The following is a 24,491-nucleotide window of genomic DNA, read 5'->3' as shown; positions in this document are numbered from 1 at the left end:
TCTAGCGTTCGGACAATTCCATGCGCCCGGCATAGCGGGGCAACTCCGCTGACTTGTCCGGTTTGAGGACGCCCATCACAGCACGCGCATGTCCGAGGCTGATGACTGCGATGTCGCGCGAGGGCTGGCCTGCGCGCGGCTGTGCTTTTTCAACAAGCAGCAATCCGCCTTCCTCATAGATCTTGATCGTACCTACACCTGTCCAGAGTGTTTCCCGCGCGTCGTAGAAGTCCTCGACGCTTTCCGATGTGAAGGCGATCTGATCGATGGCGAGTTTGTAGCCGAGCCGTTCGAACCGGCTGACGATATCCGCATCGGACATTTTGATGCGTGCGCGGGGCAAGCTCAACGTGAATTCCCTCCCTGTCACTACAGAGTCGTCCGTCCTTCGGCTCGGAAGGCTATAGCGACCCATGCTGTTGTGAAGAATCGCGCCGTTGCGGCGTCGTTATTGACGACAGGTTGAGAGCGACAGGTATCGGCGTAAAGCGCTTTTTTTCGCGAAGGTGCAGCTTTTTGCATCGCCGCGAGAAAGGATCGAACATTGGTGCGCTGCACACATATCTGACTTGGTCACAAACTTGTGGCGTTGGTGTCTGAAATTCAATGGCACGGTCCGGAAGCTCCATGTTAGCTTTGTCACGGACGAGGATTCAAAGTCGCGTCCACAATGGGCAAGGAGACCAAAATGGCCTGGAAGACCCCTAGGATTGTCGAAGTGCCAGTGGGCATGGAAATCAATATGTACGCCTGCGCGGCACGAAAATAGGCCGCATCCCGCTATCAGGCTCGCAGTGAAGCGATCCGGTTTGCGCCAGGAATTCCTTGAAGGAAGAGGTGTTCCTGTGCGAGGCCGGGTTGTTGGCGTCTGTGGCGTTGAATTCTGCCATCACTAATCCTGTGATTGAATCGAGGGCGGGGTCTGATGCGCGTCGTCGTTCTTGGAGCTGCGGCGGGCGGGGGCGTTCCGCAATGGAACTGCAATTGTGAAATCTGCCGGGCCGCGCGCGATGGGCGCCCGGAACTGCGCGCGACACAGGCTTCCATCGCCGTTAGCGCAGACGGGGAGCACTGGTTTCTGGTTAATGCCTCGCCGGACCTGCGTCAGCAGGTGATAGCGACTCCCCAACTTCATCCCAAGACAGATCAGTTGCGGCATAGTCCCATTACCGGCGTCATTCTGACCAATGGCGAGGTCGATGCTGTAGCCGGGCTGCTATCGCTTCGCGAAGGCTCGCCGTTCACGATCTACGCTCATCAGCGGGTACTCTCTATTCTCAAGTCGAACAGCATCTTCAACGTGCTCGACGAGAAGCGCGCGCGGCGCGAGCCGATCGAGTTTGACGTGGCGTTTGAACCGAAATTTTCCGACGGCTCTCTCTCTGGCCTCGAGGTTCTTCCATTCGCCGTGCCGGGGAAGCGGGCGTGGTATCTTGAAGGCGAAAGCGGCAGCGAAGACCCTGGGGATACGCTTGGACTCCGGATTTCCGACAAACGAAACGGGGAGCATTTGTATTTCCTCGCCGCGTGCGCTGCGCTTACCCCTGAGCTGAAGCAACGCCTTCAAGGGGCCCCACTGATTTTCTTCGATGGGACGCTTTGGCGCGACGACGAACTGATCTCTGCTGGGCTTGGCATCAAGACGGGGCAGCGAATGGGTCACATGGCGATGTCCGGCGAGGACGGCGCGATAGCTGCGTTCGCGGACCTCGGCATTGCCCGCAAGATTTTCCTGCATATCAATAATTCGAATCCGGTTTTGCTTCCGGGCTCCGCCGAACGTCAGGCGGCCGAGCGTGCGGGCTGGCAAATTCCTTCGGACGGAGCGGAGATCACCATTTGATCGCGACGAGCGTGTTTGCATTGAAGACCGGAACGCCGCTTGCGACAGCGGACGAACTTGAGACGGCGCTTCGAGGCATCGGCGCCACGCGTTATCACAACCTGCATCCGTTCCACCGGTTGTTGCATGGCGGCAAACTTAACAAAGGGCAGGTGCAGGCCTGGGCCCTTAATCGCTACTACTATCAGAGTTCCATTCCGATCAAGGATGCGGTGGTGATCTCGCGGTTCCGTGATCGCAACATCAGGCTGGAATGGCGGCACCGCATCGTAGATCACGACGGCGATGTGGACACCGAGGGTGGGATCGAACGCTGGCTGAAGCTGACTGAAGGGCTAGGTCTCGACAGCGCCTACGTCGAATCCGCCGAGGGCATCCTTCCGGCAACGCGCTTCGCCGTGGATGCCTACGTCCATTTCGTCCGGGACCGGACGCCGCTGGAGGCCATTGCGTCGTCTCTGACCGAGCTGTTTGCGCCGAACCTGCACGAAGAGCGCATTTCGGGGATGCTGGCGCATTACGACTTCATCAACCCGAACATCATGAGCTATTTCAAGCTTCGTATGGAGCAGGCACCGCGCGATGCCAATTTCGCCCTCGATTTCGTCAAGAAACACGCAAAAACGCCGGAAGAACGTGAAGCGGTCTGCAATGCGCTGATCTTCAAGACCAACGTGCTCTGGGTTCAGCTCGATGCGCTCTATCATGCCTATGTCGATGGTCATGTTCCGCCGGGTGCTTTTCTGCCCGAGAAGGGCTGATGGCATTGCGAAACCGGCGGATCGACATAACTGAAGGAAGCCACCCAGTTCTGGCGCGGCACGCCAAACTGAAATTCGACGAAGCGCGTCAGGTTTGGGTTGTTCTGGTGCCTGAGAGAGTGCTTGCGCCGGACGAGATCGCGGTGGAGATTCTGCAGCTCTGCGATGGCGTCCGCACCGTCGATCAGATTATCGATGTGCTGGCCGCCAAGTATGCCGCTGATCGTGGCCTGATCGGCACCGATGTCATTGCCATGCTGCGGGATCTCGCGGAAAAAGGCTTTCTCGCCGAGGCACAGGACACCAAACCATGAGTCCGACGCTGACCGATGCTTCTCCTGTCCGCGCCGATCCAGCCGATGGATTGGCGGTGCTGGAGGCGCGCAAGTCGCAGGCGGAAACTTTTGGCATTCCACTGGCGGTCCTGGCGGAACTCACGCACCGTTGTCCACTGCAATGCCCATACTGCTCGAATCCACTGGAGCTTGAGCGCAGCGGCGCGGAGCTCACCACGGCTGAGTGGAAGCGCGTGCTGAGCGAACTCGCCGAAATCGGCGTACTCCAGATTCATTTTTCCGGCGGGGAGCCCACGGCGCGCAAGGATCTCGTTGAGATCGTTCAGCACTCCACAGATGCCGGACTGTATTCAAACCTCATCACCTCTGCCGTGCTGCTGAGCAAGGACAAACTCGCCGCTTTGGCCGATGCGGGGCTTTGTCACATCCAGATCAGTTTTCAGGGTAGTGAGGAGGGTGTTGCCGACCGCGTCGCCGGATTGAAGGATGCCCATGCGAAGAAGATCGAGGTTGCACGCTGGGCTCGTGAGCTTGGTCTGCCGCTGACGGTGAACGCGGTGATGCACCGTCAGAACCTGTTTCAGCTTGCGGACATTGTTCAGATGGCAGTCGATCTCGATGCCGACAGGCTCGAAGTCGCCAATGTCCAGTATTACGGCTGGGCGCTGAAGAACCGCGCGGCGCTGATGCCCACGATGGATCAGATCGACGAGACCTCCCGCATCGTTGAAGAGGCGCAGGTGCGGCTGAAAGGCATTCTCGCCATCGACTACGTCGTACCGGACTACTATGCATTGCGTCCCAAGAAATGCATGGGCGGCTGGGGAAGGCAGTTCTTCAACATCTCGCCGTCAGGCAAGATCCTGCCGTGCCATGCGGCGGAAACGATCACGGGGCTGGAATTCGAGTCGGTCCGGAATTATTCGATCGCGTGGATCTGGCAGAACTCCGAAGCGTTCAATCGCTATCGCGGAACCGGCTGGATGCCGGAGCCGTGTCAAAGTTGCGAGTACAAGGAGGTCGATTATGGCGGTTGCCGCTGTCAGGCCTTTGCACTGACCGGGAATGCGGCCAACACCGATCCGGCCTGCGCGCTCTCGCCCATGCACGAACAGATATTCAAAACGGCGGTGAGCGAGGCTGCCGGTGACAACCGGCGTTTCATCTATCGTAATTTCGCCGGCGGCACGCTCGAGGTAGATACGCATGGGGCCTGACGCCGCTGCGACCTCAAGCAAGCGAGCAGATCGCTTAGCGCCGCTCTCCGTGCAGCACATGGCGGTTAGCGACGGCCACGAGATTTATATTGAGACGGTCGGTCGTCCGGACGGTATTCCTGCGGTTTATCTGCATGGCGGGCCCGGCAGCGGCTGCCAGCCCGATCATCGGGGATTGTTCGACCCACAGCGGTTTCATGCGGTGCTATTCGATCAGCGCGGCGCCGGCAGGAGCCGCCCCAAGGGATCGCGCGAGGCCAACACGCTGCCGCATCTGATTGCGGACATGGAAGCCATTCGCGAAAGCCTCGGCTTCGAGCGATGGCTTGTTGTCGGTGGTTCGTGGGGCGCGACTCTGGCGCTTGCCTACGCGCAGGCTTATCCGCAACGCGTCAGCGGCATTGTTCTGCGCGCGACGTTTCTCGGGACGGGCGATGAGCTGGAAGGCGCATTTCTCGACACCCTGCCGCGTCTCTACCCGGACCTGAACGATGATTTTCTCGGTCTGCTTCTTCCGGAGGAGCGCGCGCAACCGCTTCAGGCCTATTGGCGGCGTATTCTCGATCCCGACCCCGCGGTTCATGGACCTGCATCCCGCGCCTGGCACGATACCGAGCGCGTTTTGTCCGATCACAAACCATCAAAAAGTCGGCTTGATCTTGCCGCGGTCAACAATGTCGAGCGCGGGCTTCCATCGACGCCGTTCATGGAGGCTCATTACTTTCAGAACGGTTGCTTCCTGAAACCCGGGCAACTTTTGGCGAATGCCGGACAGTTAAAAGGGATTCCCGGCCTGATCGTGCAGGGGCGTTACGATCTGCTTTGTCCACCCTCGACCGCGCATGCGTTGCTGAAGGCCTGGCCAGACGCCACCTTGCGAATGGTCGAGGCCGCTGGTCATTCGCTGTATGATCCTGGCGTAAGGGATGCGGTTATCGAAGCCATCGATGGATTGTCTCGCACCTAGCCAAGAGCTGTACGTCCAACCGCTGCGCAAATCCTCAGTTTGGCAGCGTGACGTCGACCGTTAGCCCCGAGTACCAAGCGGCGAGATCGGCAATGTCTGCATCGGACAGCGGCTTGGCAACCACATTCATGGTCTCGTCCTTGCGCTCCTCGGAGCGGAAGGACTTCATTTGCTTTTCCAGATACATCGCGGGCGAGCCGGCGATATTGGGTGCCATCGGCATTTTGGAAATGCCGTCGATGCCGTGACAGGCTGCGCACATCTGAGCCTTTTTACGTCCGGCCTTTACGTCGGCAGCATGAGCCGTGCCCATCAAGGAACCCAGGAGGCCGAGGGTGAAAAGGCTGACAAATGCGCGCGCGATCATTTTCTTCTTTCCATTTTGCGTGGTCACGCGATGCGTGTTCACGACGATCCGCCGCGAGCAGGCTATGTCCTGTCTCGCGGCGGGTAGACGTTCAATCCGGTGCTTATTTTCCGTCGTAAGTGATCCTGTACAGTGCGCCGGCCAGATCGTCAGACACCAGCATTGAGCCGTCACGCAGCGTTGCGATGTCGACCGGCCGTCCCGTGTATTCGCCATCCGGGGTCAACCAACCGGACGCAAAGACTTCCGTTTTGTCGGCGCTACCATCGGGCTTGAGCGAAGTGAACATTACCCGTGCGCCGATCGGATCGGTACGATTCCATGATCCATGCTGGGCCGAGAAAATGCCGCCGCGATACTTGGCCGGGAAAGACTTGCCGTTATAGAACGTCATGCCGAGGTCGGCCGCATGGGCGTCCATCTCGACTTCCGGATACACGACGTTGGCCGGCGGGGTGTCAGCCTTGTACTCGACGGTCCGGACCTTGCCGCCGCCGAAATAGGGGAAGCCAAAGTTCTGGCCGATTTGTGTAGCGCGGTTCAGCTCGCCGGGCGGGATGTTATCGCCCATGCCGTCGACCTGGTTGTCCGTGAACCAGAGCTGGTTGTTCTTCGGGTTGAAATCCATGCCGACCGAATTGCGGACGCCTTGGGCGTAAACTTCTTTGTTCTTGCCATCCTGATCGACGCGGATGATGCCGCCGATGCCATGTTTCGCGTAGCCTTCGAGCTTATCCTTCGCCGGCACGTTGAACGGCTGTCCAAGCGTCACATAGATCTTGTTGTCCGCGCCGACACGGCAGACGCGAGCGGTGTGATTGAAGCTTTCATCGTCCTTGGGGATCAGCTCGCCCTGCGGAACGACCACGGCGACAGCGATATCAGGGCTTTCATAGAAGAATTCGGCGGCAGGGAAATTGAGAATGCGATTCTGTTCGGCGACGAAGAGGAATCCATCCTTGGAGAAGCAGACGCCGTTCGGAATGGTGAAACTGACGGACGGCGCGAACTCTTTCACTTCCTCCGCGAAACCAGCCTTGCCGCGATCGGTGACGGCGTAGACCTTGCTCTTTCGTGTGCCGACGAACGTCACGACACCTTGCGGTCCGACGGCGATATGCCGCGCATCGGGAACGAGCGCATAAAGACTGATTTTGAAGCCTGGCGGCAGTTTGATCTTGGCGAGATTGGCCTTGATCGCATCGACCTTGCGGCCTGTCTGCGGAACGGTTGGAATTTCAGTGACGCCGGTCTTCTGGAAATTGCCGAGCTTGTCCAAATTGTTGTTCGGAGTTTGAGCCGATGCAGAAATTGCCGATGCGCACACAAACGCAGCGGCTGCGGCTGAAGTCAGGGCGTGATTTTTGAAAGCGTAAAACATGATTTATCCTCCCGGTAGGGTTCGATTTTTAGCGTTTTACGGGCGAGAGCCTATCGCGTCATCGCCGTTAAGCAAGGTGATGCGCTTCAGAAGTTTTTCTGGCGGCGCAACATTTCGCCGCGATGGTATCGCGCGATTGTGATTTGCGATGAAAGAGGAGACGCCAAGCAGGCGAGCGTTGACTACGCCGAGAGGTTCGACGACGTGCGGATCAGTTTTGCGATCGCGAAGGCCGGCTGAAGCGCACCTTTATCAAGACGGATTACGGCTGTGTGACACCAACGATCTCGCCATCCTCTTTGACAAACGTCGCGACGGGATTTTGCAGCAATCCAAGCACGAGCTCTGAAGGACGGCAGAGGCGAACACCCTTGGGAGTCACGACGATAGGTCGATTGATCAGGATTGGATGCGTTATCATCGCATCCAGCAACTGGTCGTCGGTCAAGGCCGGGTCGGAAAGGCCGAGCGCTGCGAACGGTGTGCCTTTTTCACGGAGCAGCGCGCGCACCGGAATGTTCATGTCTTTGATCAGAGCGACCAGTTGGTCGCGGGAAGGTGGTGTCTCAAGATACTCGATGACAGTTGGCTCTTCGCCGCTCTGCCGGATCATCGCGAGCGTGTTCCGCGACGTTCCGCAGGCGGGATTGTGATAGATGGTGACAGTCATGACGTTGTACCCGGTTTCGATTTCCCAAATGCTGCAGCAAGGTCGGTGACCTGCTCCGGCGTCAGTGTTCGCGGGTTCATGCCACGGGTCATCAGATAGAGCTTCGCTGTTTCTTCAAGCTCTTCCGTGGCGAAGACGGCAGCTTCGAGCGTATCGCCCGAAACCACCGGACCATGATTGGAGAGCAGCACGCAAGAGTATTTTCCGGCGAGCCCGCGGATCGCATCGGCCACCGCCGCATCGCCCGGACGGTAGTAGGGCAACAGCGCCGTGGCGCCACAACGCATCATGTAATAGGGTGTCAGCGGCGGCAGCGCTGCCTTCGGGTCGATCTCCGGAAGCATGGATACGGCGACACAATGCGCACAGTGCAGGTGCACAACAGCCCTTGCGCCGCGTCTGGTTTCATAGAGCGCCGCATGCAGGGGGATCTCCTTGGTCGGCGCATCCCCTGACAGAGGGTGCCCGGATCCGTTCAGCCGCGAAAGACGCGCGGGATCAAGGAAGCCCAGCGAAGCGTTGGTCGGCGTGACCAGCCAGCCGCCGTCGTCGAGGCGGACGCTGATGTTTCCCGAAGACCCCGGGGTCAGGCCTCGTTCGAACAGCGAGCGGCCGAACTGGCAGATTTGATCGCGAAGCCTTGTTTCCGTCATGGGGCGCCTTTCGGGTTGCGTTTTCTCACGGTTTTGCGCGTGGCTCAAATGCCATTTTGGACGCGCCGCTAGCCATGCTACCAACGCTCTAACCGCTCGACGCCAACGTACGAGCAAGCAACAAAATGAGGAAACATGTCCGTCAAGATGGGACGCGTCGGGGTCATCGGTCTCGGATCGATGGGCTTTGGCATGGCGCTGTCGCTCAAACGTGCCGGCTTCGACGTCGCGGGTTGCGATGTCGCGCCAGAGGTCACTGCGCGGCTTGTCGCCGAGGGCGGACAGGGCGCTGCGTCACCAGCGGAAGCGGCGAAGGACGCCGATGCGGTGGTCAGCGTCGTCGTGAACGCGGCGCAAACCGAAACCATTCTGTTCGGCACTCAAGGGGTGGCCGAAACACTGCCAAAAGGCGCAGTCTTTATATCCTCGGCGACGATGGATCCGGACGTGGCAAGGCGCATGGCCAAACAGCTTGAAGCGAGCGGCAGACACTATCTCGATGCGCCGATCAGCGGCGGCGCGCAGCGTGCCGCGCAGGGCGAATTGACCATTCTTGCCTCGGGCAGCCAGGCTGCCTTCGCCAAGGCAAGGCCCGCGCTCGACGCGATGTCTGCGAAACTCTACGAACTGGGCGATCAGCCGGGGCAGGGCGCGGCGTTCAAAATGATCAATCAATTGCTGGCCGGCGTGCATATCGCCGCCGCCAGCGAGGCTATGGTCTTCGCGGCGAAGCAGGGTCTCGACATTAGCAAAGTTTATGAAGTGATCACGGCATCCGCCGGCAATTCATGGATGTTCGAGAACCGGATGCCGCATGTGCTGGACGGCGACTACACGCCGCGCAGCGCGGTCGACATTTTCGTCAAGGATCTCGGCATCATTCAGGATATGGCGCGAACCGCGAAGTTCCCGGTACCGGTATCGGCGGCGGCCTTGCAGATGTTTCTCATGACATCCGCAGCTGGTATGGGCCGCGATGACGACGCATCGGTTGCGCGGATGTATGCACGCGTAACCGGAACGAAACTGCCGGGTGAAAAGAACTAAGTACTTCGACCAGGAGTCAAGATGCCTCGCTTTGCCGCCAATCTCAGCATGATGTTCAATGAAGTGCCGTTTCTCGATCGCTTCGATGCAGCGGCGAAGGCCGGGTTCACAGCGGTAGAGTTTTTGTTTCCCTACGAGCATTCGCCTGATGATGTTGGCGATCGGCTTCACCGCAACGGCCTCACTCAGGCGCTGTTCAACCTGTTTCCCGGCGATTGGAACAAGGGTGAGCGCGGATTTGCGGCATTGCCGGATCGCTTCGCCGATGTGCAGGCCAGTGTCAAGAAGGTTCTCCCTTACGCCAAAGCGACGGGTGTCAAACGCCTGCATTTGATGGCGGGCATTGCGGATCGCCGCGATCCGAAAGCGGTCGATGCATTTTGCCGCTCGGTGGTATGGACCGCCGAGGCGTTGGCAAAAGAGAACATCGATCTGATGCTGGAGCCGATCAATCCCCGGGATGTGCCCGGATACTTCCTGAACGATTTTGATTTCGCAGCGGGCGTGATTGACGACCTCAGAATTGCTAATCTGAAACTGCAGTTCGACATTTATCACCGGCAGATCGTCCATGGCGACGTGACCATGGCATTACGCAAGATGATGCCGATGATCGGACATATTCAGATCGCCAGCGTTCCCTCACGCAACGAACCGGCAGGGGAGGAATTGAATTACTTGTTCCTGTTCGATGAGCTGGACCGGCTCGGCTATGATGGCTTCGTTGGTTGCGAGTATCGACCGAAGGGAAATACGGTCGACGGCCTCGGCTGGTTCGCACCGTATGCCCCGAAAACGGGAGCGCGCGCGTGACGTTGGCGCTGGGCTGCATCGCCGATGATTACACCGGCGCATCCGATCTTGCCAACATGCTGACCCGCTGCGGCCTCCGCACGGTGCAGACTATTGGCGTTCCAAACAATGCGCTGGCGTTGCCCGACGTCGATGCCGTCGTGGTGTCGCTGAAAAGCCGTTCTATCGAGGCGTCTCAGGCGGTAGCGCGGTCGCGCGAGGCCGACAAATGGCTGCGGGCGCGTGGAGCGCCCCATGTGCTGTTCAAGATCTGTTCGACATTCGATTCCACCGACGCTGGAAACATCGGCCCGGTGATGGATGCGCTGCGCGCGGACTCCAGTGACGATATCGTGCTTGTGACGCCGGCGTTTCCCGGAACAGGGCGCACGGTCTATCAGGGCAACCTGTTTGTCGGCGGTGTCCCGCTGAATGAAAGCCCGCTGAAGGATCATCCGCTCAATCCAATGCACGACTCCAATCTGGTACGCGTCTTGGCGCGGCAGAGCAGGTCCAAAGTTGGTCTTGTTGATCTCGCGACCGTCGCGAAGGGGGCTGACGCGATCCGTGCACGCCTCGCTGAACTGGCGAAGCAAGGGATGGGCGCTGCCGTTGTCGATGCGGTGTTTGACCCCGAACTTGAAGTCATCGGTCAGGTTTCTCTCGATCATCGGCTGTCGGTCGGTGCATCCGGAATGGGGCTTGGCCTCGCGCGAGGATTGATCGCATCAGGCAAGGTCAAGCCGACTTCCTCGGGCGCGGATCAGAAGGCGATTGGCGGACCTGTCGCCTGTCTCGCCGGAAGCTGCTCGCAAGCGACGCTGGCGCAGATCGCGCAGGCGGAAAAATCGATGCCGGTGCTGCGGCTAGATCCGGAAAAGATCGTGGTGGGTCGAGCGGAAGCGGAACGCGCGCTTGACTGGGCGCGCGCGAAAATGGGGAGAGCACCGGTACTGATAGCCAGCAGTTCTTCGCCCGATCAGGTTTCGGCACTTCAGGCTAGACATGGACGAGATGCGGCCGGTCACGCTATCGAGCAGACGATGGCCGCAATCAGCGAAGGACTTGCCGCTGCAGGCGTGCGGCGTCTCGTTATTGCGGGCGGCGAGACATCGGGTGCCGTGGTGGATCGCCTTCGCATCCCGGCGTTTCTGGTTGGACCGGAAATCGCCGCTGGCGTTCCGGTCCTTCGTTGTGTCGGCTGGGGTAGGGGCGAAGCTGTGATGGCGCTGAAGTCCGGCAATTTCGGCGGACCGGATTTCTTTAACGACGCCATCCGCCTGATGCCGTAGCGCGGCTCAATCCTCCTTGAAACCGTATTCCATGTTGTTGCCGGTTGCGCCGTAGTACTTGAACGGCAGGAATTTTCCCGTCATCACAAACTTGACGCGGTCCCCTTTCGGGTTAGCGACACGTTCCATTGCGAAATCGAAGTCGATGGCGGACATGATGCCGTCGCCGAATTCTTCTTCGATCAGCGCTTTCCACGCCGGCCCGTTCACCATGACCATTTCATAGAAGCGGTAAATCAGGGGGTCGGTCGGCGGCATCTGCGTGCCATCGCCGCGCGTCGGAATCTCGTTGATCATCGCGGTTTCAGCCTTGGACAGGCCGAACAGCGTTGCGGCGTTAGATGCCTGTGGCTTGGTGAGTTTCATTTGGCCGAGTATCGCGCCGACGATTAGCGCGTCCGAGTGTCCGCCGATCTGTTCGCAGATGTGCTTCCACGTCCAGCCGTTCTCGCGCTTGATGTCGAGCAGCTTTTCGGTGAGGTCGGATCGCTTCATTCTTTTCTCCTTGAGTTATCGAGGTTATCGCGCGCTGGCCTGCCCGGCCTGCGGCTTTTGAAAGGACTCGGTCGTGTTGACGATCGCAGGCTCGGCGAACCCGGGACGAACCGTTGGTACATTGCGAGGATCGTGATCCTTATTGGTTTCCACGAACGTTTTGCTACGGGTCACCAGGAAGTCGATGATGTGGTTGCGCAGTGCGTAGTAGTGCGGGTGTCTGTGCAGATCGATCCTGCCGCGGTCTTTCGGCAGCGGGTTTTCCAGGACTTCCGCCAGCACTGCGCCCGGACCGTTGGTCATCAGAAAGATCTTGTCGGCGAGATAGATTGCCTCATCGACATCATGTGTGATCATGAAAGCGGTCTGGCCGGTCTCAAGGCAAATGCGGCGGACTTCGTCCTGCAATGTGCCGCGTGTCAGTGCGTCCAGTGCGGAGAACGGCTCGTCCATCAGCATGATCTTGGGCGTGATCGAGAGAGCCCGCGCGATGCCGACACGCTGTTTCATGCCGCCGGACAGTTCAGACGGGCGCTTGTGCTCCGAGCCGGTCAGGCCGACGATGTCGATGAACTTCTGTGCGTGGGCACGGACGCGTGCCTTGTCCCATTTGCGCCATTTCGATGTGACGGCGTATGCGACGTTGCCCATCACCGTGCGCCACGGCAACAGCGCGTGGCTCTGGAAGATCACGGCGCGATCAAGGCTTGTGCCTTCGATCGCCTGTCCGTCGACGATCACCGCGCCTTCGCTTGGTTCATCGAGGCCGGCGAGAATGTTCAGGACCGTGGTCTTGCCGCAACCGGAGTGGCCGATAACGCAACCGAACTCGCCGCGTGGCATCGACAGCCACAGGTCTTCGAAAATCGTCGTCGTACCGCCGGACGGCGCGGGATAGCGCTTGGCGATGCCTTCGATTGAGATGAATTTGTCGGTCATTGCCTCACTCCGGGAACGTAACCATGCGCGTGAACCGCGCAAGGATTTGATCGAGGATCATGCCGACGAGGCCGATGACGAAGATGGCGATGATGACGTTGGTGATCGACAGGTTGTTCCACTCGTTCCAAACGAAATAGCCAATGCCGGTGCCGCCCACGAGCATTTCGGCGGCGACAATCACGAGCCATGCGATGCCGATGGAGATGCGCATGCCGGTGAGAATGGTCGGCGCAGCGGCAGGCAGGATCACCGTGAAGGCGCGGCGGACATTACCCACCTCGAGCGTGCGGGCGACGTTGATCCATTCCTTGCGCACGGCAGACACGCCGAACGCGGTGTTCATCAGCATCGGCCAGACCGAGCAGATGAAGATCACGAAGATCGCCGAAAGGCTGGAATCCTTGATGGTGTAGAGTGCAAGTGGCATCCAGGCCAGCGGCGAGATGGGTTTCAGAATCTGAATGAACGGATCAAGCGCCTTGCTCAGCAGCGGCGACATCCCGATCAAGAATCCGAGCGGGATCGCGACAGCGACGGCGAGCAAGTACCCGATCGCAACACGGGCGATGGAGTAGGCGAGCTGGATACCCAGCCCCTTGTCGTTTGGCCCATTGTCGTAAAACGGCTGCCTGATGTGCTCCCAGAGTTTAGCACCAACATCGAGCGGGCCTGGCATTGCCGACTTGCCCTGCGTGGCATTCAGCCCCATCAGCTTGGCATATTCCGGATTCATCGCGGCGACCGATCCGGTGCTGCGCGTGGCGAGATGCCACGCGCCGATGAAGACGAGGAAGATAGCCACCGACACAATCGCAGCGCGAAACCTCAGCGAGGACGACATCAGCTCGCCTTCCTGATCTTGAAGCTGTTGAGGTAATCTTCTGGCTTTGCCGGATCGAAGGTCTTGCCCATCACGACGAAACTCTTCGTCGTCGTTGCCGGCGGTGTGAGGCCGACCTCTTTCATCAGCTTCGCGGTATCTGTCGCAAGGTAAACCTGCTCGGCGACAGCCTTGTAGTCCACGTCGCCCTTGATCTGACCCCAGCGCTTCATCTGGGTCATGATCCAGATCGCGAAGGACTGCCAGGGGAACGGATCGAAGTCGAGGCGGTTGGGCTGCTTGACGATATTACCGAGACCGTCGGCGAAGGTGCCCGTCAAAATCTGCTCCAGCACGATCTGGGGCTGGTTAATGTAATTCGCCGGCGAGATCGCCTCCGCAATCTGCTTGCGGTTCTCGGCTTTGTGGGCGAACGCAGTGGCGTCGATGATCGATTTTAGCAACGCCGCGTAGGTGTTCGGCATCGTGGTGACGAATTCCTTCGATGCGGCGAACGCGCAACAAGGATGGCCTTCCCAGATGTCCTTGGTCAGGATGTGGATGAATCCGACATTGTCGTAGACGGCGCGCTGGTTCATCGGATCGGGGCCGAGGAAGCCGTCGATATTGTCCGCGCGCAGGTTCGCGACCATTTCCGGCGGCGGCACAGAGCGGATCTGCACGTCTGCGTCGGGATCGATGCCGTGCTCGGCGAGATAGTAGCGCAGCAGGTAGTTGTGCATCGAATAGTCGAAGGGTACAGCGAATTTGAAACCCTTCCAGTCCTTCGGATTGCGCTTGTCCTTGTGCTTCAGCGCCAGCGTGATGGCTTGACCGTTGATGTTCTCCACCGCAGGCATGGTGTAGGGCACCGGATTCGATCCCGCGCCAAGTGTCAGAGCGAGCGGCATCGGTGAGAGCATGTGCGCGGCGTCGTATTCCTTGTTGACGGTCTTGTCGCGGATGACGGCCCAGCCAGCGGTCTTGATGACTTCGACGTTGAGGCCATTCTTGGCGTAGAAGCCCATCGGCGCCGCCATGATGATCGGGGTGGCGCAGGTGATCGGAATGAATCCGACCTTGAGGTCTTTCTTTTCGAGCGGAGCGCCCTGCGCGAAAACTTCGGTGGCAGTCTTCAGCGGGAAGAATTGCGAGACTGCGGCGACCGCGGTGGCGGCGCCGACCGATTTCAGGAACGCGCGGCGGGCGGCGTCCTGGGGGAACATCGCGCGCATCACGGCAGAGGCGACGACGCCTTCGTAGCGCTGCTCGTCGCTTTCCGCAGGTGTTGCCTGGAACTGGAGGGCTGCTTGGTGCTCGGCGTCGGTCGCGTGCCGGCCACATGAGCAGCCGAACGAGGAGAGGCGGCGGTTCGGATCGAACGGATTGTCGAAGGTGGACATGAAAGCCTCCAGCGTGATGTTTCCAATCACTACGCAAGGGTCGTGCCACGGTCGTTTTTCGCGGTTTATCAATGTGCCTGCGGCACAGCGGGAATATTGTCTGTTACGAAATGTCGTGATATACGAATATTCGTAATTCAATCACGATATCTCGTAGTGAGGGTGGATGGACGTTTCGCTACCGGTACCTTCGGCGCGTGATCACGATGTGTGGGGAGCGGCGTTCGATTTCGCGACCGAACCGATGCTGCTGCTGGACCCTCACGGCGACCGCATCGTTGACGCCAATCCAGCCGTTTGCACGCTGTTGGGATATGATCGCGCTCTGATGCGGCAAATGAAAATCAGCGCGCTTCACGCCGGACAGGTGCCCGCGCTGATCGTTTTCACGCAGGCGGTGTTCGACAAAGGCTCGTTCTGGACCACGTCGCTGACCCCGCGCCATGCGGCGGGAAACAAACTTCGGCTGGAATACACCGGCTCGCTGATCCCGCAGGATGGGACGCCGCTTGTGCTCCTGGCCCTGAATGACCTCGAACAGCGCCGCCGCCGTCTGGTCGATCTGACGGCGGAAGATCACATGCGCGGCGGAATCGCTGCCTGGCAGCGCGTCGAGCGCGTGTTCCGTGACATCGAGCGCGAAAACCAACTCATCCTGCGTGCCGCAGGCGAGGGCATCTACGGAGTCAACGCGGAGGGCAAGACCACGTTCGTCAATCCGGTGGCTGAACGCATCCTCGGCTGGTCAGCGGAGGAGCTTGTCGGGACCAACATTCACTCGACCGTGCACCACACCCATCACGATGGCCGGCATTATCCGCACGAAGATTGTCCGATCTATGCGGCGTTCCGTGACGGCGCAGTGCATCAGGTCGATGATGAGGTGTTCTGGCGCAAGGACGGTACGCCGGTCTGGGTTGAATATACATCGACGCCAATCCGCGATCGCGGCGTGGTGGTCGGCGCGGTGATCGTGTTCCGTGATGTCAGCCAGCGCCGCGAGGCCGATGAAAAACTGCGTGCGGCGCTTGCCGAGGTTGATCAGCTGCGCGAGCGGCTCGAGCAGGAAAATGCCTATTTGCAGGAGGAAATCCGCACCGAGACCAATCCGCGCGGCATCATCGGCCACACGGCTGCGGTGCAGAAAACGCTACGGCAGGTCAGCCTTGTCGCGCCGACCGATGCGACAGTGATGATCACTGGCGAGTCCGGCACCGGCAAGGAACTAATTGCGCGCGCCATTCACGAGGCGAGCCAGCGCAGCGACCGTCCGCTGATCCGCGTCAACTGCGCGGCGATTCCGCGCGAACTGTTCGAGAGTGAATTCTTCGGTCATGTACGCGGCGCGTTTACCGGCGCGTTGCGCGACCGCATCGGACGGTTTGAACTCGCCGATGGCGGGACCTTGTTTCTGGATGAAGTCGGCGAAATTCCGCTGGAGCTTCAGGGCAAGCTGCTGCGCGTGTTGCAGGAGGGTCATTTCGAGCGCGTCGGCGAGGAACGCACGCGCGCGGTAAACGTCCGCGTCATCGCTGCCACCAATCGCGAACTGAAGCAGGAAGTGAAGCAGGGGCGTTTCCGCGAGGACCTCTATTTCCGGCTTAATGTGTTTCCTGTTGAGACTGTGCCGCTGCGTGATCGCCGCGAGGACATTCCGCAGTTGGCGCAACACTTCCTCGCCAGCGAAAGCAAGTCGTTCAAGTCCGATCTGCGGCTGTCTGAAGGCGATGTGCGCCGCCTGATGCAATATGACTGGCCGGGCAATGTTCGCGAATTGCAGAACGTGATCGAGCGCGCCGCCATTCTGGCTCAGAACGGACGGCTGCGGATTGATCTGCCGATCCAGCAAGGCGGACCCGAGCTACCGGTTGCGGCACGCCGTCCCAAGAATGGTGCGCCTCAGCCCATCATGACCGACGATGAAATGCGGGAGCACGAACGCAACAATATTCTGGCCGCGCTGAAGGCGTCCGGCGGCAAGGTCTTCGGCAAGGGCGGTGCAGCGGAACTGCTGGCCATCAAGCCGACCACGCTGGCGTCGCGGATCAAATCGCTCGGAGTTTCGGCACGAAACCTCGATTTGCCAATGCGTTAGGCAGTCCTTGCCCGTTGTTAGCGCTTGATAGCGGCTTGTTCAGGTGTTCTGCTCAAAAAACGAGCCATCGAGGTTGTCGCGCCGTGTCCATTGCCGTCGCTCTGCATCACGTCACACACTATACGTATGACCAGCCTGTCAGCCTCGGGCCGCAGGTCATCCGGTTGAGGCCGGCGCCGCATTCCCGCACCCGCGTTTCCAGTTATTCGCTAAAGGTTCTGCCGGAGACGCATTTCGTCAACTGGCAGCAGGACCCCCAGGGAAACTGGCTCGCGCGCTTTGTGTTTCCGGAACCGGCGCGTGAGTTCAAGATCGAGGTGGATTTCATCGCCGACATGGCGGTGGTCAATCCGTTCGATTTCTTTGTGGAACCCTATGCCGAGACGCTTCCGTTTCTGTATCCGCCGGATCTCGCCGACGAACTTGCGCCTTATCTGAAGACCGAGCCTGTGACACCATTGCTTGCACAGTATCTTGCAAGCATCCCGCGCGAACCGACCAATACGGTGAACTTCCTCGTCGATCTAAACGCGAAATTACGCGATCGGGTCAACTACGTCATTCGCATGGAACCGGGCATCCAGTCGCCGGAGGAAACGCTGCAAAGCGGCGCCGGGTCTTGCCGCGATTCGGCGTGGCTTTTGATTCAGGCGCTGCGCCATCTCGGATTAGCCGCGCGCTTCGTCTCCGGCTACCTCATTCAATTGCGTCCCGACGTCGATCCGCTGCAGGGACCACGCGAGGTCGAGGCTGATTTCACCGATTTGCACGCATGGGCAGAGGTTTATCTGCCGGGTGCCGGCTGGGTCGGATTCGATGTAACCTCCGGCATGCTGACAGGTGAGGGGCACATTCCCGTCGCCGCGTCGCCGCACTACCGGACGGCTGCGCCGATCAGCGGCAACGTCAGTTCGGCGAACGTCGAATTCGGTTTTGAGATGAAGGTGACGCGCTTCAATGAAGCGCCGCGCATCACCAAGCCGTTCTCGGACGACTCCTGGCGGCGTCTCGATACGCTCGGCGTGAAGGTCGATGCCGATCTGGCGGCGGATGACGTGCGCCTGACGATGGGCGGCGAGCCGACATTCGTTTCAATCGACGATCTGGAATCTGCCGAGTGGAATACTGCTGCTGTCGGTCCGACCAAGCGCGGTATCGCCGACGACCTCATCCGCCGTTTACGCACGCGGTTCGCGCCAGGCGGCTTGCTGCATTACGGACAGGGCAAATGGTATCCCGGCGAAAGCCTGCCTCGCTGGGCGTTCGGACTCTATTGGCGCAAGGACGGTGTGCCGATCTGGCGAAATCCGGATCTGATCGCGCCCATGGAAGGCCCGCGCTCGGCGAAGATCGAGCAGGCGGAAAAATTCGCGACACATATCGCCGAGAAACTTGGTGTGGACGCGAGCAATGTGCTTCCTGCTTATGAAGATCAGGCACACTGGCTGCTGAAGGAGAACAGCCTACCCGGCAATGTCGATCCGAGCGATTCAAAACTGGCCGATCCCGAAGAGCGCTCGCGGATGGCGCAGGTGTTTCAGCAGGGATTGAACGTGCCGCGTGGCTTCGTTCTGCCTGTGCAGCGCTGGAACGCCAAAGCCGCCAGCCGCTGGCGCAGCGAGAAATGGAGTTTGCGACGTGGCAATCTCTTTCTGATGCCGGGCGATTCACCGCTCGGGCTGCGGCTGCCGATGAGTTCGCTGCAATGGATTCCGCCGGAGGATTATCCCTATATCGTTGAACAGGATCCGATGGAGGAGCGCGAGCCGCTGCCGGACTTCGGTGGCGGTGCCCCGCCGCCCGAACCGGCTGCGCAGCCTCCCGTATTCGATGACGGCGCGCATATGGACGGTGCACCGCGTCAGTTCATTCAGGAGCAGCAGGTCGGAGACGGCAAAGGCGGGGTCCGCACCGCCTTGTCGATTGAAATCCGTGACGGCATCCTGTGCGCGTTCATGCCGCCGGTCGAGAAGCTCGACGATTATCTGGAATTGATCGCAGTTGTCGAGGCGACTGCCGAGGACATGAAGCTTCAGGTGCATGTCGAAGGCTACGCGCCGCCATACGATCCGCGTGTTGAGGTCATCAAGGTCACGCCAGATCCCGGCGTGATCGAGATCAACATTCATCCGGCGAAAAACTGGCGCGAGATCGTCGATACGACCATCGGTTTGTATCAGGAGGCCGCGCATGTTCGTTTGGGCGCGAACCGTTTTCTGATCGACGGCCGTCACACTGGCACCGGCGGCGGCAATCATGTCGTGATCGGCGGCGGTACGCCCGCGGACTCGCCGTTTCTGCGGCGTCCCGATCTGCTCAAGAGCGTGGTGCTGTTCTGGCAGCGTCATCCGTCACTGTCGTATCTGTTTTCGGGCATGTTCATCGGCCCGACCAGTCAGGCGCCACGCATCGACGAAGCGCGACACGACGCGCTTTACGAGCTCGAAATTGCGATGGCGCAGATTCCACCAAAGGGCGAAAAAGTCCCGCTGTGGCTGGTCGATCGCACGTTCCGCCATCTGCTGGTGGATATCACCGGAAACACTCATCGCGCGGAAATCTGCATCGACAAGCTGTATTCGCCGGACAGCCCGACGGGCCGTCTCGGTTTGGTTGAATTCCGCGCGCTGGAAATGCCGCCCGATGCGCGCATGAGCCTGGCGCAGCAGCTCATCATCCGCGCGCTGGTCGCGAAATTCTGGCGGGAGCCGCAGGACGGCCGATTCGTGCGCTGGGGCACCACGCTGCACGATCGTTTCATGTTGCCGCACTTTCTCTGGGAGGATTTCAAGGACGTTCTGTCGGACCTGAAAGAGGCGGGTTACGATTTCGAACCCGAATGGTTCGAAGCACAGCTTGAATTCCGCTTTCCGCTTTTCGGCTGCGTGCAGCATGGCGGCGTGACGCTGGAATTGCGTCAGGCTCTGGAGCCTTGGCATGTGCTTGGCGAAGAAAGCACCGGCGGCGGCACGGTGCGTTATGTCGACTCCTCCGTCGAACGGTTGCAGGTCAAGGTGAATGGTCTCGTCCAGGGACGCCACGTCATCACTTGCAATGGCCGTCGTTTGCCGCTGACGGATACCGGGCGTTCGGGCCAGGCCGTCGCCGGCGTACGCTTCAAGGCGTGGCAGCCGTCATCCGGATTGCATCCGACCATTCCGGTCCATGCGCCGCTGACCTTCGACATCCTCGATACCTGGAACGGGCGCTCGCTGGGCGGCTGCGTCTATCATGTCGCCCATCCCGGAGGCCGCAGCTACGAGACCAAGCCGGTCAACAGCTACGAGGCCGAGGCGCGGCGGTTGGCCCGCTTTCAGGACCACGGCCACACGCCCGGCCCAATAACCGTGCCTTCCGAGGAAAGAACTCTCGAATTTCCCCTGACTCTGGACCTTCGGACGCCGCTCCCGCATTGAGGCCGCAGCCATAATCGGCGAAATTGTCGCGGAAAGCAGAAAGCGAGTCGGGATGGCGGACACGAGGAACGGAGAGACCGGATCGCGGCGGGTGCAGCAGGACCTTCTGGACTGCACACGCGGCTATGCGCCGCTCCCTGGAATTCCCGACGAATTTCTCGATGCCAAAGGTCAGCCTCGTGAGGTTTGGGCCCGGTTCTTTGATGCATTCTCCACGCTTGCGCCCGGCGAAATCGAGCGTCGTTTTGCGTCCGCCGATCAACATATGCGCGAGGCCGGCGTTACCTATCGGACGCCGGGGGATGCGGCAGACCGGATGTGGCCGCTAAGTCACCTGCCTCTGCTGATCGACGAAGCCGAATGGAAGCAGATTTCTGAAGGTGTTGCCCAGCGAGCCCAATTGTTTGAACTGATCTTGCGCGATCTGTATGGCGAGGGCCGGTTGATTGCCGATGGCGCATTGCCCGCGGCCGCTATCGCAGGAAGCTCTGAATATCTGCGCTCCGTCTCCGGTGTATCGCCGCCCGGCGGCCAGTATCTCAATCTCTATGCCGCCGACATCGGTCGCGGTCCGGATGGGCGCTGGTGGGTTTTGTCCGACCGCACACAGGCGCCATCCGGCGCGGGGTATGCACTGGAAAATCGGCTGGTGCTGTCTCGCGCACTGACAAATCTTTACACGTCGATGAATGTCGAGCGCGTTGCGCCTTTCTTTGAAGCATTCCGCGACAGCTTGCGGGGGATCTCGGATCGCGACGAGCCGCGTATCGGCTTGCTGACACCCGGCAATTTGAGCGAGACGTATTTCGAGCACGCCACACTGGCGCGTTATCTCGGCTTCCTGTTGGTGGAGGGCGACGATCTCGCGGTGAGCGAGGACCGGCTGCATGTTCGAACCGTGGCAGGCCTGAAACGGCTGGACGTGCTGCTGCGGCGGGTCGATTCCAATTCGCTCGATCCGCTCGAACTTGATGCCCGATCCATGCTCGGCGTGCCGGGCCTGATCGACGTCGTCAGAAAGGGCGGCGTTGCGGTGGCGAACATGCCCGGATCCGGCGTGATGGAGGCGCGAACGCTGCTTGGATTCTTGCCGAGCCTCAGCCAGCGCTTCTTCGGTGAAGGGCTGAAGATGCCGCACATCGCGACATGGTGGTGCGGACAGAAATCGGCGCGCGAGGAGGTGCTGTCACGTCTGGACGATATGGCCATCGAAGGCGCTTACGGCCAATCAGTACCCGGCTTTCCGGGGCGCGGTCCTATTATCGGCGGCTCGCTGTCCAGGGACGAGCGCGCGCAACTGGTTGCAGCGATAGGCAAGCGCGGCATCGACTACGTCGGGCAGGAGATGGTGCGCCTTTCCACCACGCCGGTGTGGGATAACGGTCACATCTCGCCGCGCCCGTTCGTGCTTCGGGTGTTTGCCGCTGCCACGCCGAACGGCTGGACCATCCTGCCGGGCGGATTTTGCCGTATCGCTGATCAGCCCGATGCGCGGGCGGTGTCGATGGGCGAGGGCACCCGCGCGGCCGACGTCTGGGTGGTATCGGAGAAGGAAGTCGCCACCTCGACGCTGCTGCCGCCGAGCGACGCCGTTCGCATCAAGCGCATCGCCGGATGGGTACCGAGCCGTGCGGCGGATAATCTGTTCTGGCTCGGCCGCTATCTGGAGCGCGCCGAAGCTACGCTACGGCTGGTGCGCGCACTGGGCGGCGCGTTGCGAGAGCCCGGCAAGGGCCCGTCGCCAATGCAGCCGGTGATCGAGCGGATACAGCGTCTTCTCGTCGCCTGGGGGGCGACCACGCCGTCTGCGCGCGCCAAGCTGGCCACTACCGCCGCGCAGTCGTTGCAGGCGCACGACAAGTTCGGCTCCGCGCTGTCGCTGGTCCGTTCGGCGCAACGCACAGCGAGGACATTGCGCGAGCGGTTGTCGCCCGACGCATGGCACGTCATCACCGGCATGGTGGAGCGCCTGTCGGAAAAGGCCGAGGACGACGAAGCGCTGCTCGAGGCTGCCGAGTGGACTCTGCAATCGCTGGCGACATTTGCAGGCCTTGCGCAGGAGAACATGAACCGCGCGGCTGGCTGGCGCTTTCTGGAAATGGGACGGCGCGTGGAGCGCGCGATCAACATCGCTCGTTTCGCGCGCCAGTTCGCTTATGACGCCGCAACCGGCGAGGATCTCGATCTGCTGCTGACGCTGGTGGATTGCCAGATTACCTATCGTTCCCGCTATCTGGTGGGGCCGTTACTGGCGCCGGTGCGCGATCTGGTGGTGTTGGATACATACAATCCGCGTTCCGTCGCGTTTCAGATCGCCGCGCTCAATGAGCACATCGCCAGTCTCCCGAGCATGCGCGAAGGCGGGTTGATTGATCCGCCGCATCGCCTCGCCGTGACGCTTCAAGCTGCCATGACCGCCGGCGAGGCGGAGGCATTCGATACCAAGGCTCTCTTTTCGCTGGAGCAAAATCTGCTCAACCTCGCCGATGCCATCGGCTCGCATTACTTCCCGCACGGCAGTAGCGCATTGCGCCCGGAGAAGCTGACGGGGTTCGCGTGATCTACGACATCCGTCATGTCACGACATACTCTTATGAAAGCGCAGTCAGCTTCGCGCGGTGTTCACTAAGGCTTGAACCGAAAACTGGTGATGGCCAGCAATTGATCTCGCATAGCGTCGAGATCAAGCCGGGCCCGCTGGAGCGCACGGTGAGGACGGACTTTTTCGGAATCCGTACCGAAAGCATCGTGATCGAGGCTGCTCATCGTGTTTTGCGGATCGATGCGCGATCGCGCGTGGATGTCGCGCGTGCCGCGCCACCTCTCGACATGAAATCTCCGCCCTGGGAGAAGGTGCGCGAGGCTGCTTTCACGACGAATGGTCTCGCGGCGAGTTCTCCGGTGGGCTACCTGTTCGCAAGCCCGCTGGTGCCCATCCTGTCACCGGTCACGGAGTATGCAGCGGCAAGTTTTCCGTCGGATGCCGGAATATTCGGTTCGACTGCGGACCTGATGCGGCGGATCAATCAGGACTTTGTCTACGACTCCAAAGCGACGGAAATTTCAACGCCGTTGCGGGACGTGTTTGAGAAGCGGCGCGGCGTGTGCCAGGATTTTGCGCACGTCATGATCGCGGGACTACGCGGCCTTGGGCTACCGGCAGCCTATGTCAGCGGATATCTGCGAACCACGCCGCCGCCGGGCAGCCCGCGGCTTCAGGGCGCGGACGCGACGCATGCATGGGTCTCGGTCTGGTGCGGAGCGGAGATCGGCTGGATGGGCTTCGATCCGACCAACGATCTGGTGATCGGCAACGACCACGTCGTTCTGGCCGTCGGCCGCGATTACACGGATGTTTCGCCGGTTGATGGTGTGATCGTCGGGTCGCGCAAACAGAAGTTGGCCGTGGCGGTGGATGTGATCCCGGCGGAATAATACCCGCCGGGACGGTCAGCTCTTGTGGCTGCCATCGGCGCAGAACGAAGCGCGAATGTTGCAATCCGCCGGGCTACGTCCCTCCTTGCGGCAGCGTGCCGAGGCGGCATCGATAGCCTGACCGAGCGTTGCGGCTTCGGCGGTGTATGCCCCCCAGTAACGGGTCCGCCGAATGCGGGTGGTATAAAAGGCCATCGCGCCGCATTTGGTTGTTGAGGAAATCTTGCAGCCGCGGCCGCCATTGTTGACGCAAAGGGTCAGTGCGCGCGCCTCCGCCTCATCTCGCGTCGCCTTTTGCCAGACCGCACCCCATGCTCCGCGTGCCGCAAAGCCGATAGCGGCCCATTGCTCGGCAGGTGGCGCTGGAGCTTTCGGCTTGAGCGATTCAAGGCGAATCTTGGCGAGCGGGGCGAAATTCCCGTTTGGATATTTGTCGAGATAGGCTGCGATCTCGGCAGGATTCCGCGAGTCCTTCACCGAATTCCAGAAGGTGATTTCCGCGCTGGAGTCCGTCTGTGCGAAGCCTGTTGCGGGTTGCGAGAACAAGGCAACCGCAAGCGCCAGCGCACAACAAATCCCGCGTCGCATCTCCTATCCCC

Annotated in this window: 23 protein-coding genes; 13 read left to right on the top strand and 10 right to left on the bottom strand. The window is 60.4% G+C overall.

Translation table 11 applies throughout. The features are described from left to right. Nucleotide 1 precedes the first annotated feature (1 nt). Nucleotides 2-349 (bottom strand): hypothetical protein, encoded by a 348-nt coding sequence (locus YH63_RS19990; protein WP_046830035.1) that lies wholly within the window; start codon nt 347-349, stop codon nt 2-4. Nucleotides 350-688: 339 nt separating this feature from the next. Between YH63_RS19990 and pqqA the strand changes: the two genes are divergently transcribed. From pqqA to pip, 6 genes are all read left to right on the top strand, one after another. After that, the gene (gene pqqA, locus YH63_RS19985) at nt 689-769 is read left to right on the top strand and encodes a pyrroloquinoline quinone precursor peptide PqqA (protein WP_040426128.1); all 81 of its coding nucleotides are present in this window, start codon (nt 689-691) and stop codon (nt 767-769) included. A 153-nt stretch (nt 770-922) separates the two neighbouring features. Further along, nucleotides 923-1,843, top strand: coding sequence for a pyrroloquinoline quinone biosynthesis protein PqqB (gene pqqB / locus YH63_RS19980; RefSeq protein ID WP_046830324.1), 921 nt, complete (start codon nt 923-925; stop codon nt 1,841-1,843). After that, nucleotides 1,840-2,604: a pyrroloquinoline-quinone synthase PqqC gene (pqqC, locus tag YH63_RS19975; protein WP_046830034.1), complete on the top strand. Its 765-nt coding sequence runs from the start codon at nt 1,840-1,842 to the stop codon at nt 2,602-2,604. Before pqqB ends, pqqC begins: the two co-directional genes overlap by 4 nt. Nucleotides 2,605-2,609: 5 nt before the next feature. Continuing rightward, nucleotides 2,610-2,918 carry a pyrroloquinoline quinone biosynthesis peptide chaperone PqqD gene (gene pqqD, locus YH63_RS19970; protein WP_170978755.1) on the top strand — a complete coding sequence of 103 codons (309 nt, stop codon included), beginning with the start codon at nt 2,610-2,612 and terminating at the stop codon, nt 2,916-2,918. Then, nucleotides 2,915-4,117, top strand: a complete 1,203-nt coding sequence (gene pqqE, locus YH63_RS19965) for a pyrroloquinoline quinone biosynthesis protein PqqE (RefSeq protein WP_046830032.1) — start codon at nt 2,915-2,917, stop codon at nt 4,115-4,117. Before pqqD ends, pqqE begins: the two co-directional genes overlap by 4 nt. Continuing rightward, nucleotides 4,107-5,084, top strand: a complete 978-nt coding sequence (pip, locus tag YH63_RS19960; RefSeq protein WP_046830031.1) for a prolyl aminopeptidase — start codon at nt 4,107-4,109, stop codon at nt 5,082-5,084. The genes pqqE and pip overlap by 11 nt, the downstream gene beginning before the upstream one ends. A gap of 34 nt (nt 5,085-5,118) precedes the next feature. Here pip and YH63_RS19955 read toward each other — a convergent pair whose 3' ends face one another. From YH63_RS19955 to YH63_RS19940, 4 genes are all read right to left on the bottom strand, one after another. Further along, entirely contained in the window at nt 5,119-5,451 is a 333-nt protein-coding gene (locus tag YH63_RS19955) for a c-type cytochrome (RefSeq protein ID WP_046830323.1), read from the bottom strand. A gap of 103 nt (nt 5,452-5,554) precedes the next feature. Further along, nucleotides 5,555-6,832 (bottom strand): PQQ-dependent sugar dehydrogenase, encoded by a 1,278-nt coding sequence (locus YH63_RS19950; RefSeq protein ID WP_046830030.1) that lies wholly within the window; start codon nt 6,830-6,832, stop codon nt 5,555-5,557. 262 nt (nt 6,833-7,094) lie between these two features. Beyond that, a complete protein-coding gene (gene arsC, locus YH63_RS19945) occupies nt 7,095-7,502 on the bottom strand; it encodes an arsenate reductase (glutaredoxin) (protein ID WP_046830029.1) in 408 nt (135 codons plus the stop codon). Beyond that, nucleotides 7,499-8,155, bottom strand: coding sequence for an aldolase (locus YH63_RS19940; protein WP_046830028.1), 657 nt, complete (start codon nt 8,153-8,155; stop codon nt 7,499-7,501). Before YH63_RS19940 ends, arsC begins: the two co-directional genes overlap by 4 nt. A gap of 135 nt (nt 8,156-8,290) precedes the next feature. On the opposite strand from YH63_RS19940, the gene ltnD reads away from it, so the two are divergent. From ltnD to otnK, 3 genes are read left to right on the top strand one after another with little or no spacing between them, the layout of a single operon-like run. Further along, nucleotides 8,291-9,202 carry an L-threonate dehydrogenase gene (gene ltnD, locus YH63_RS19935; protein ID WP_046830027.1) on the top strand — a complete coding sequence of 304 codons (912 nt, stop codon included), beginning with the start codon at nt 8,291-8,293 and terminating at the stop codon, nt 9,200-9,202. Nucleotides 9,203-9,223: 21 nt separating this feature from the next. After that, nucleotides 9,224-10,015 (top strand): 2-oxo-tetronate isomerase, encoded by a 792-nt coding sequence (gene otnI / locus YH63_RS19930; RefSeq protein ID WP_046830026.1) that lies wholly within the window; start codon nt 9,224-9,226, stop codon nt 10,013-10,015. Then, complete coding sequence (gene otnK, locus YH63_RS19925) at nt 10,012-11,286, top strand: 3-oxo-tetronate kinase (RefSeq protein ID WP_046830025.1); 1,275 nt, start codon at nt 10,012-10,014, stop codon at nt 11,284-11,286. The genes otnI and otnK overlap by 4 nt, the downstream gene beginning before the upstream one ends. A gap of 6 nt (nt 11,287-11,292) precedes the next feature. Here otnK and cynS read toward each other — a convergent pair whose 3' ends face one another. From cynS to YH63_RS19905, 4 genes are read right to left on the bottom strand one after another with little or no spacing between them, the layout of a single operon-like run. Next, nucleotides 11,293-11,781, bottom strand: a complete 489-nt coding sequence (cynS, locus tag YH63_RS19920; protein WP_046830024.1) for a cyanase — start codon at nt 11,779-11,781, stop codon at nt 11,293-11,295. Between the two features lie 24 nt (nt 11,782-11,805). After that, complete coding sequence (locus tag YH63_RS19915; RefSeq protein ID WP_046830023.1) at nt 11,806-12,720, bottom strand: ABC transporter ATP-binding protein; 915 nt, start codon at nt 12,718-12,720, stop codon at nt 11,806-11,808. A 4-nt stretch (nt 12,721-12,724) separates the two neighbouring features. After that, entirely contained in the window at nt 12,725-13,564 is an 840-nt protein-coding gene (ntrB, locus tag YH63_RS19910) for a nitrate ABC transporter permease (RefSeq protein WP_046830022.1), read from the bottom strand. Beyond that, nucleotides 13,564-14,946: a CmpA/NrtA family ABC transporter substrate-binding protein gene (locus YH63_RS19905; RefSeq protein WP_046830322.1), complete on the bottom strand. Its 1,383-nt coding sequence runs from the start codon at nt 14,944-14,946 to the stop codon at nt 13,564-13,566. The genes ntrB and YH63_RS19905 overlap by 1 nt, the downstream gene beginning before the upstream one ends. A gap of 244 nt (nt 14,947-15,190) precedes the next feature. Here YH63_RS19905 and YH63_RS19900 point away from each other — a divergent pair, with 244 nt between their 5' ends. The 4 genes from YH63_RS19900 to YH63_RS19885 all read left to right on the top strand — a co-directional run bounded on the left by YH63_RS19900 (nt 15,191) and on the right by YH63_RS19885 (nt 23,892). Next, nucleotides 15,191-17,041 (top strand): sigma 54-interacting transcriptional regulator, encoded by a 1,851-nt coding sequence (locus YH63_RS19900; protein ID WP_433995121.1) that lies wholly within the window; start codon nt 15,191-15,193, stop codon nt 17,039-17,041. 83 nt (nt 17,042-17,124) lie between these two features. Continuing rightward, on the top strand, nt 17,125-20,457 hold the full coding sequence (locus tag YH63_RS19895) for a DUF2126 domain-containing protein (RefSeq protein ID WP_046830020.1): 3,333 nt from the start codon (nt 17,125-17,127) through the stop codon (nt 20,455-20,457). A 52-nt stretch (nt 20,458-20,509) separates the two neighbouring features. Beyond that, nucleotides 20,510-23,017 carry a circularly permuted type 2 ATP-grasp protein gene (locus YH63_RS19890; RefSeq protein WP_137325255.1) on the top strand — a complete coding sequence of 836 codons (2,508 nt, stop codon included), beginning with the start codon at nt 20,510-20,512 and terminating at the stop codon, nt 23,015-23,017. Further along, nucleotides 23,014-23,892 (top strand): transglutaminase family protein, encoded by an 879-nt coding sequence (locus YH63_RS19885; RefSeq protein ID WP_046830019.1) that lies wholly within the window; start codon nt 23,014-23,016, stop codon nt 23,890-23,892. The genes YH63_RS19890 and YH63_RS19885 overlap by 4 nt, the downstream gene beginning before the upstream one ends. Nucleotides 23,893-23,907: 15 nt before the next feature. On the opposite strand, the gene YH63_RS19880 is transcribed toward YH63_RS19885, so the two are convergent. Beyond that, nucleotides 23,908-24,480 (bottom strand): DUF4189 domain-containing protein, encoded by a 573-nt coding sequence (locus YH63_RS19880; protein ID WP_046830018.1) that lies wholly within the window; start codon nt 24,478-24,480, stop codon nt 23,908-23,910. Between the last annotated feature and the right edge of the window lie 11 nt (nt 24,481-24,491).

This window comes from Afipia massiliensis, from assembly GCF_001006325.2.
GTDB classification, from domain to species: Bacteria; Pseudomonadota; Alphaproteobacteria; order Rhizobiales; family Xanthobacteraceae; genus Afipia; species Afipia massiliensis_A.
Note: the sequence above shows the minus strand (reverse complement) of the source record. Positions and strands in the feature narration are given on the sequence as shown.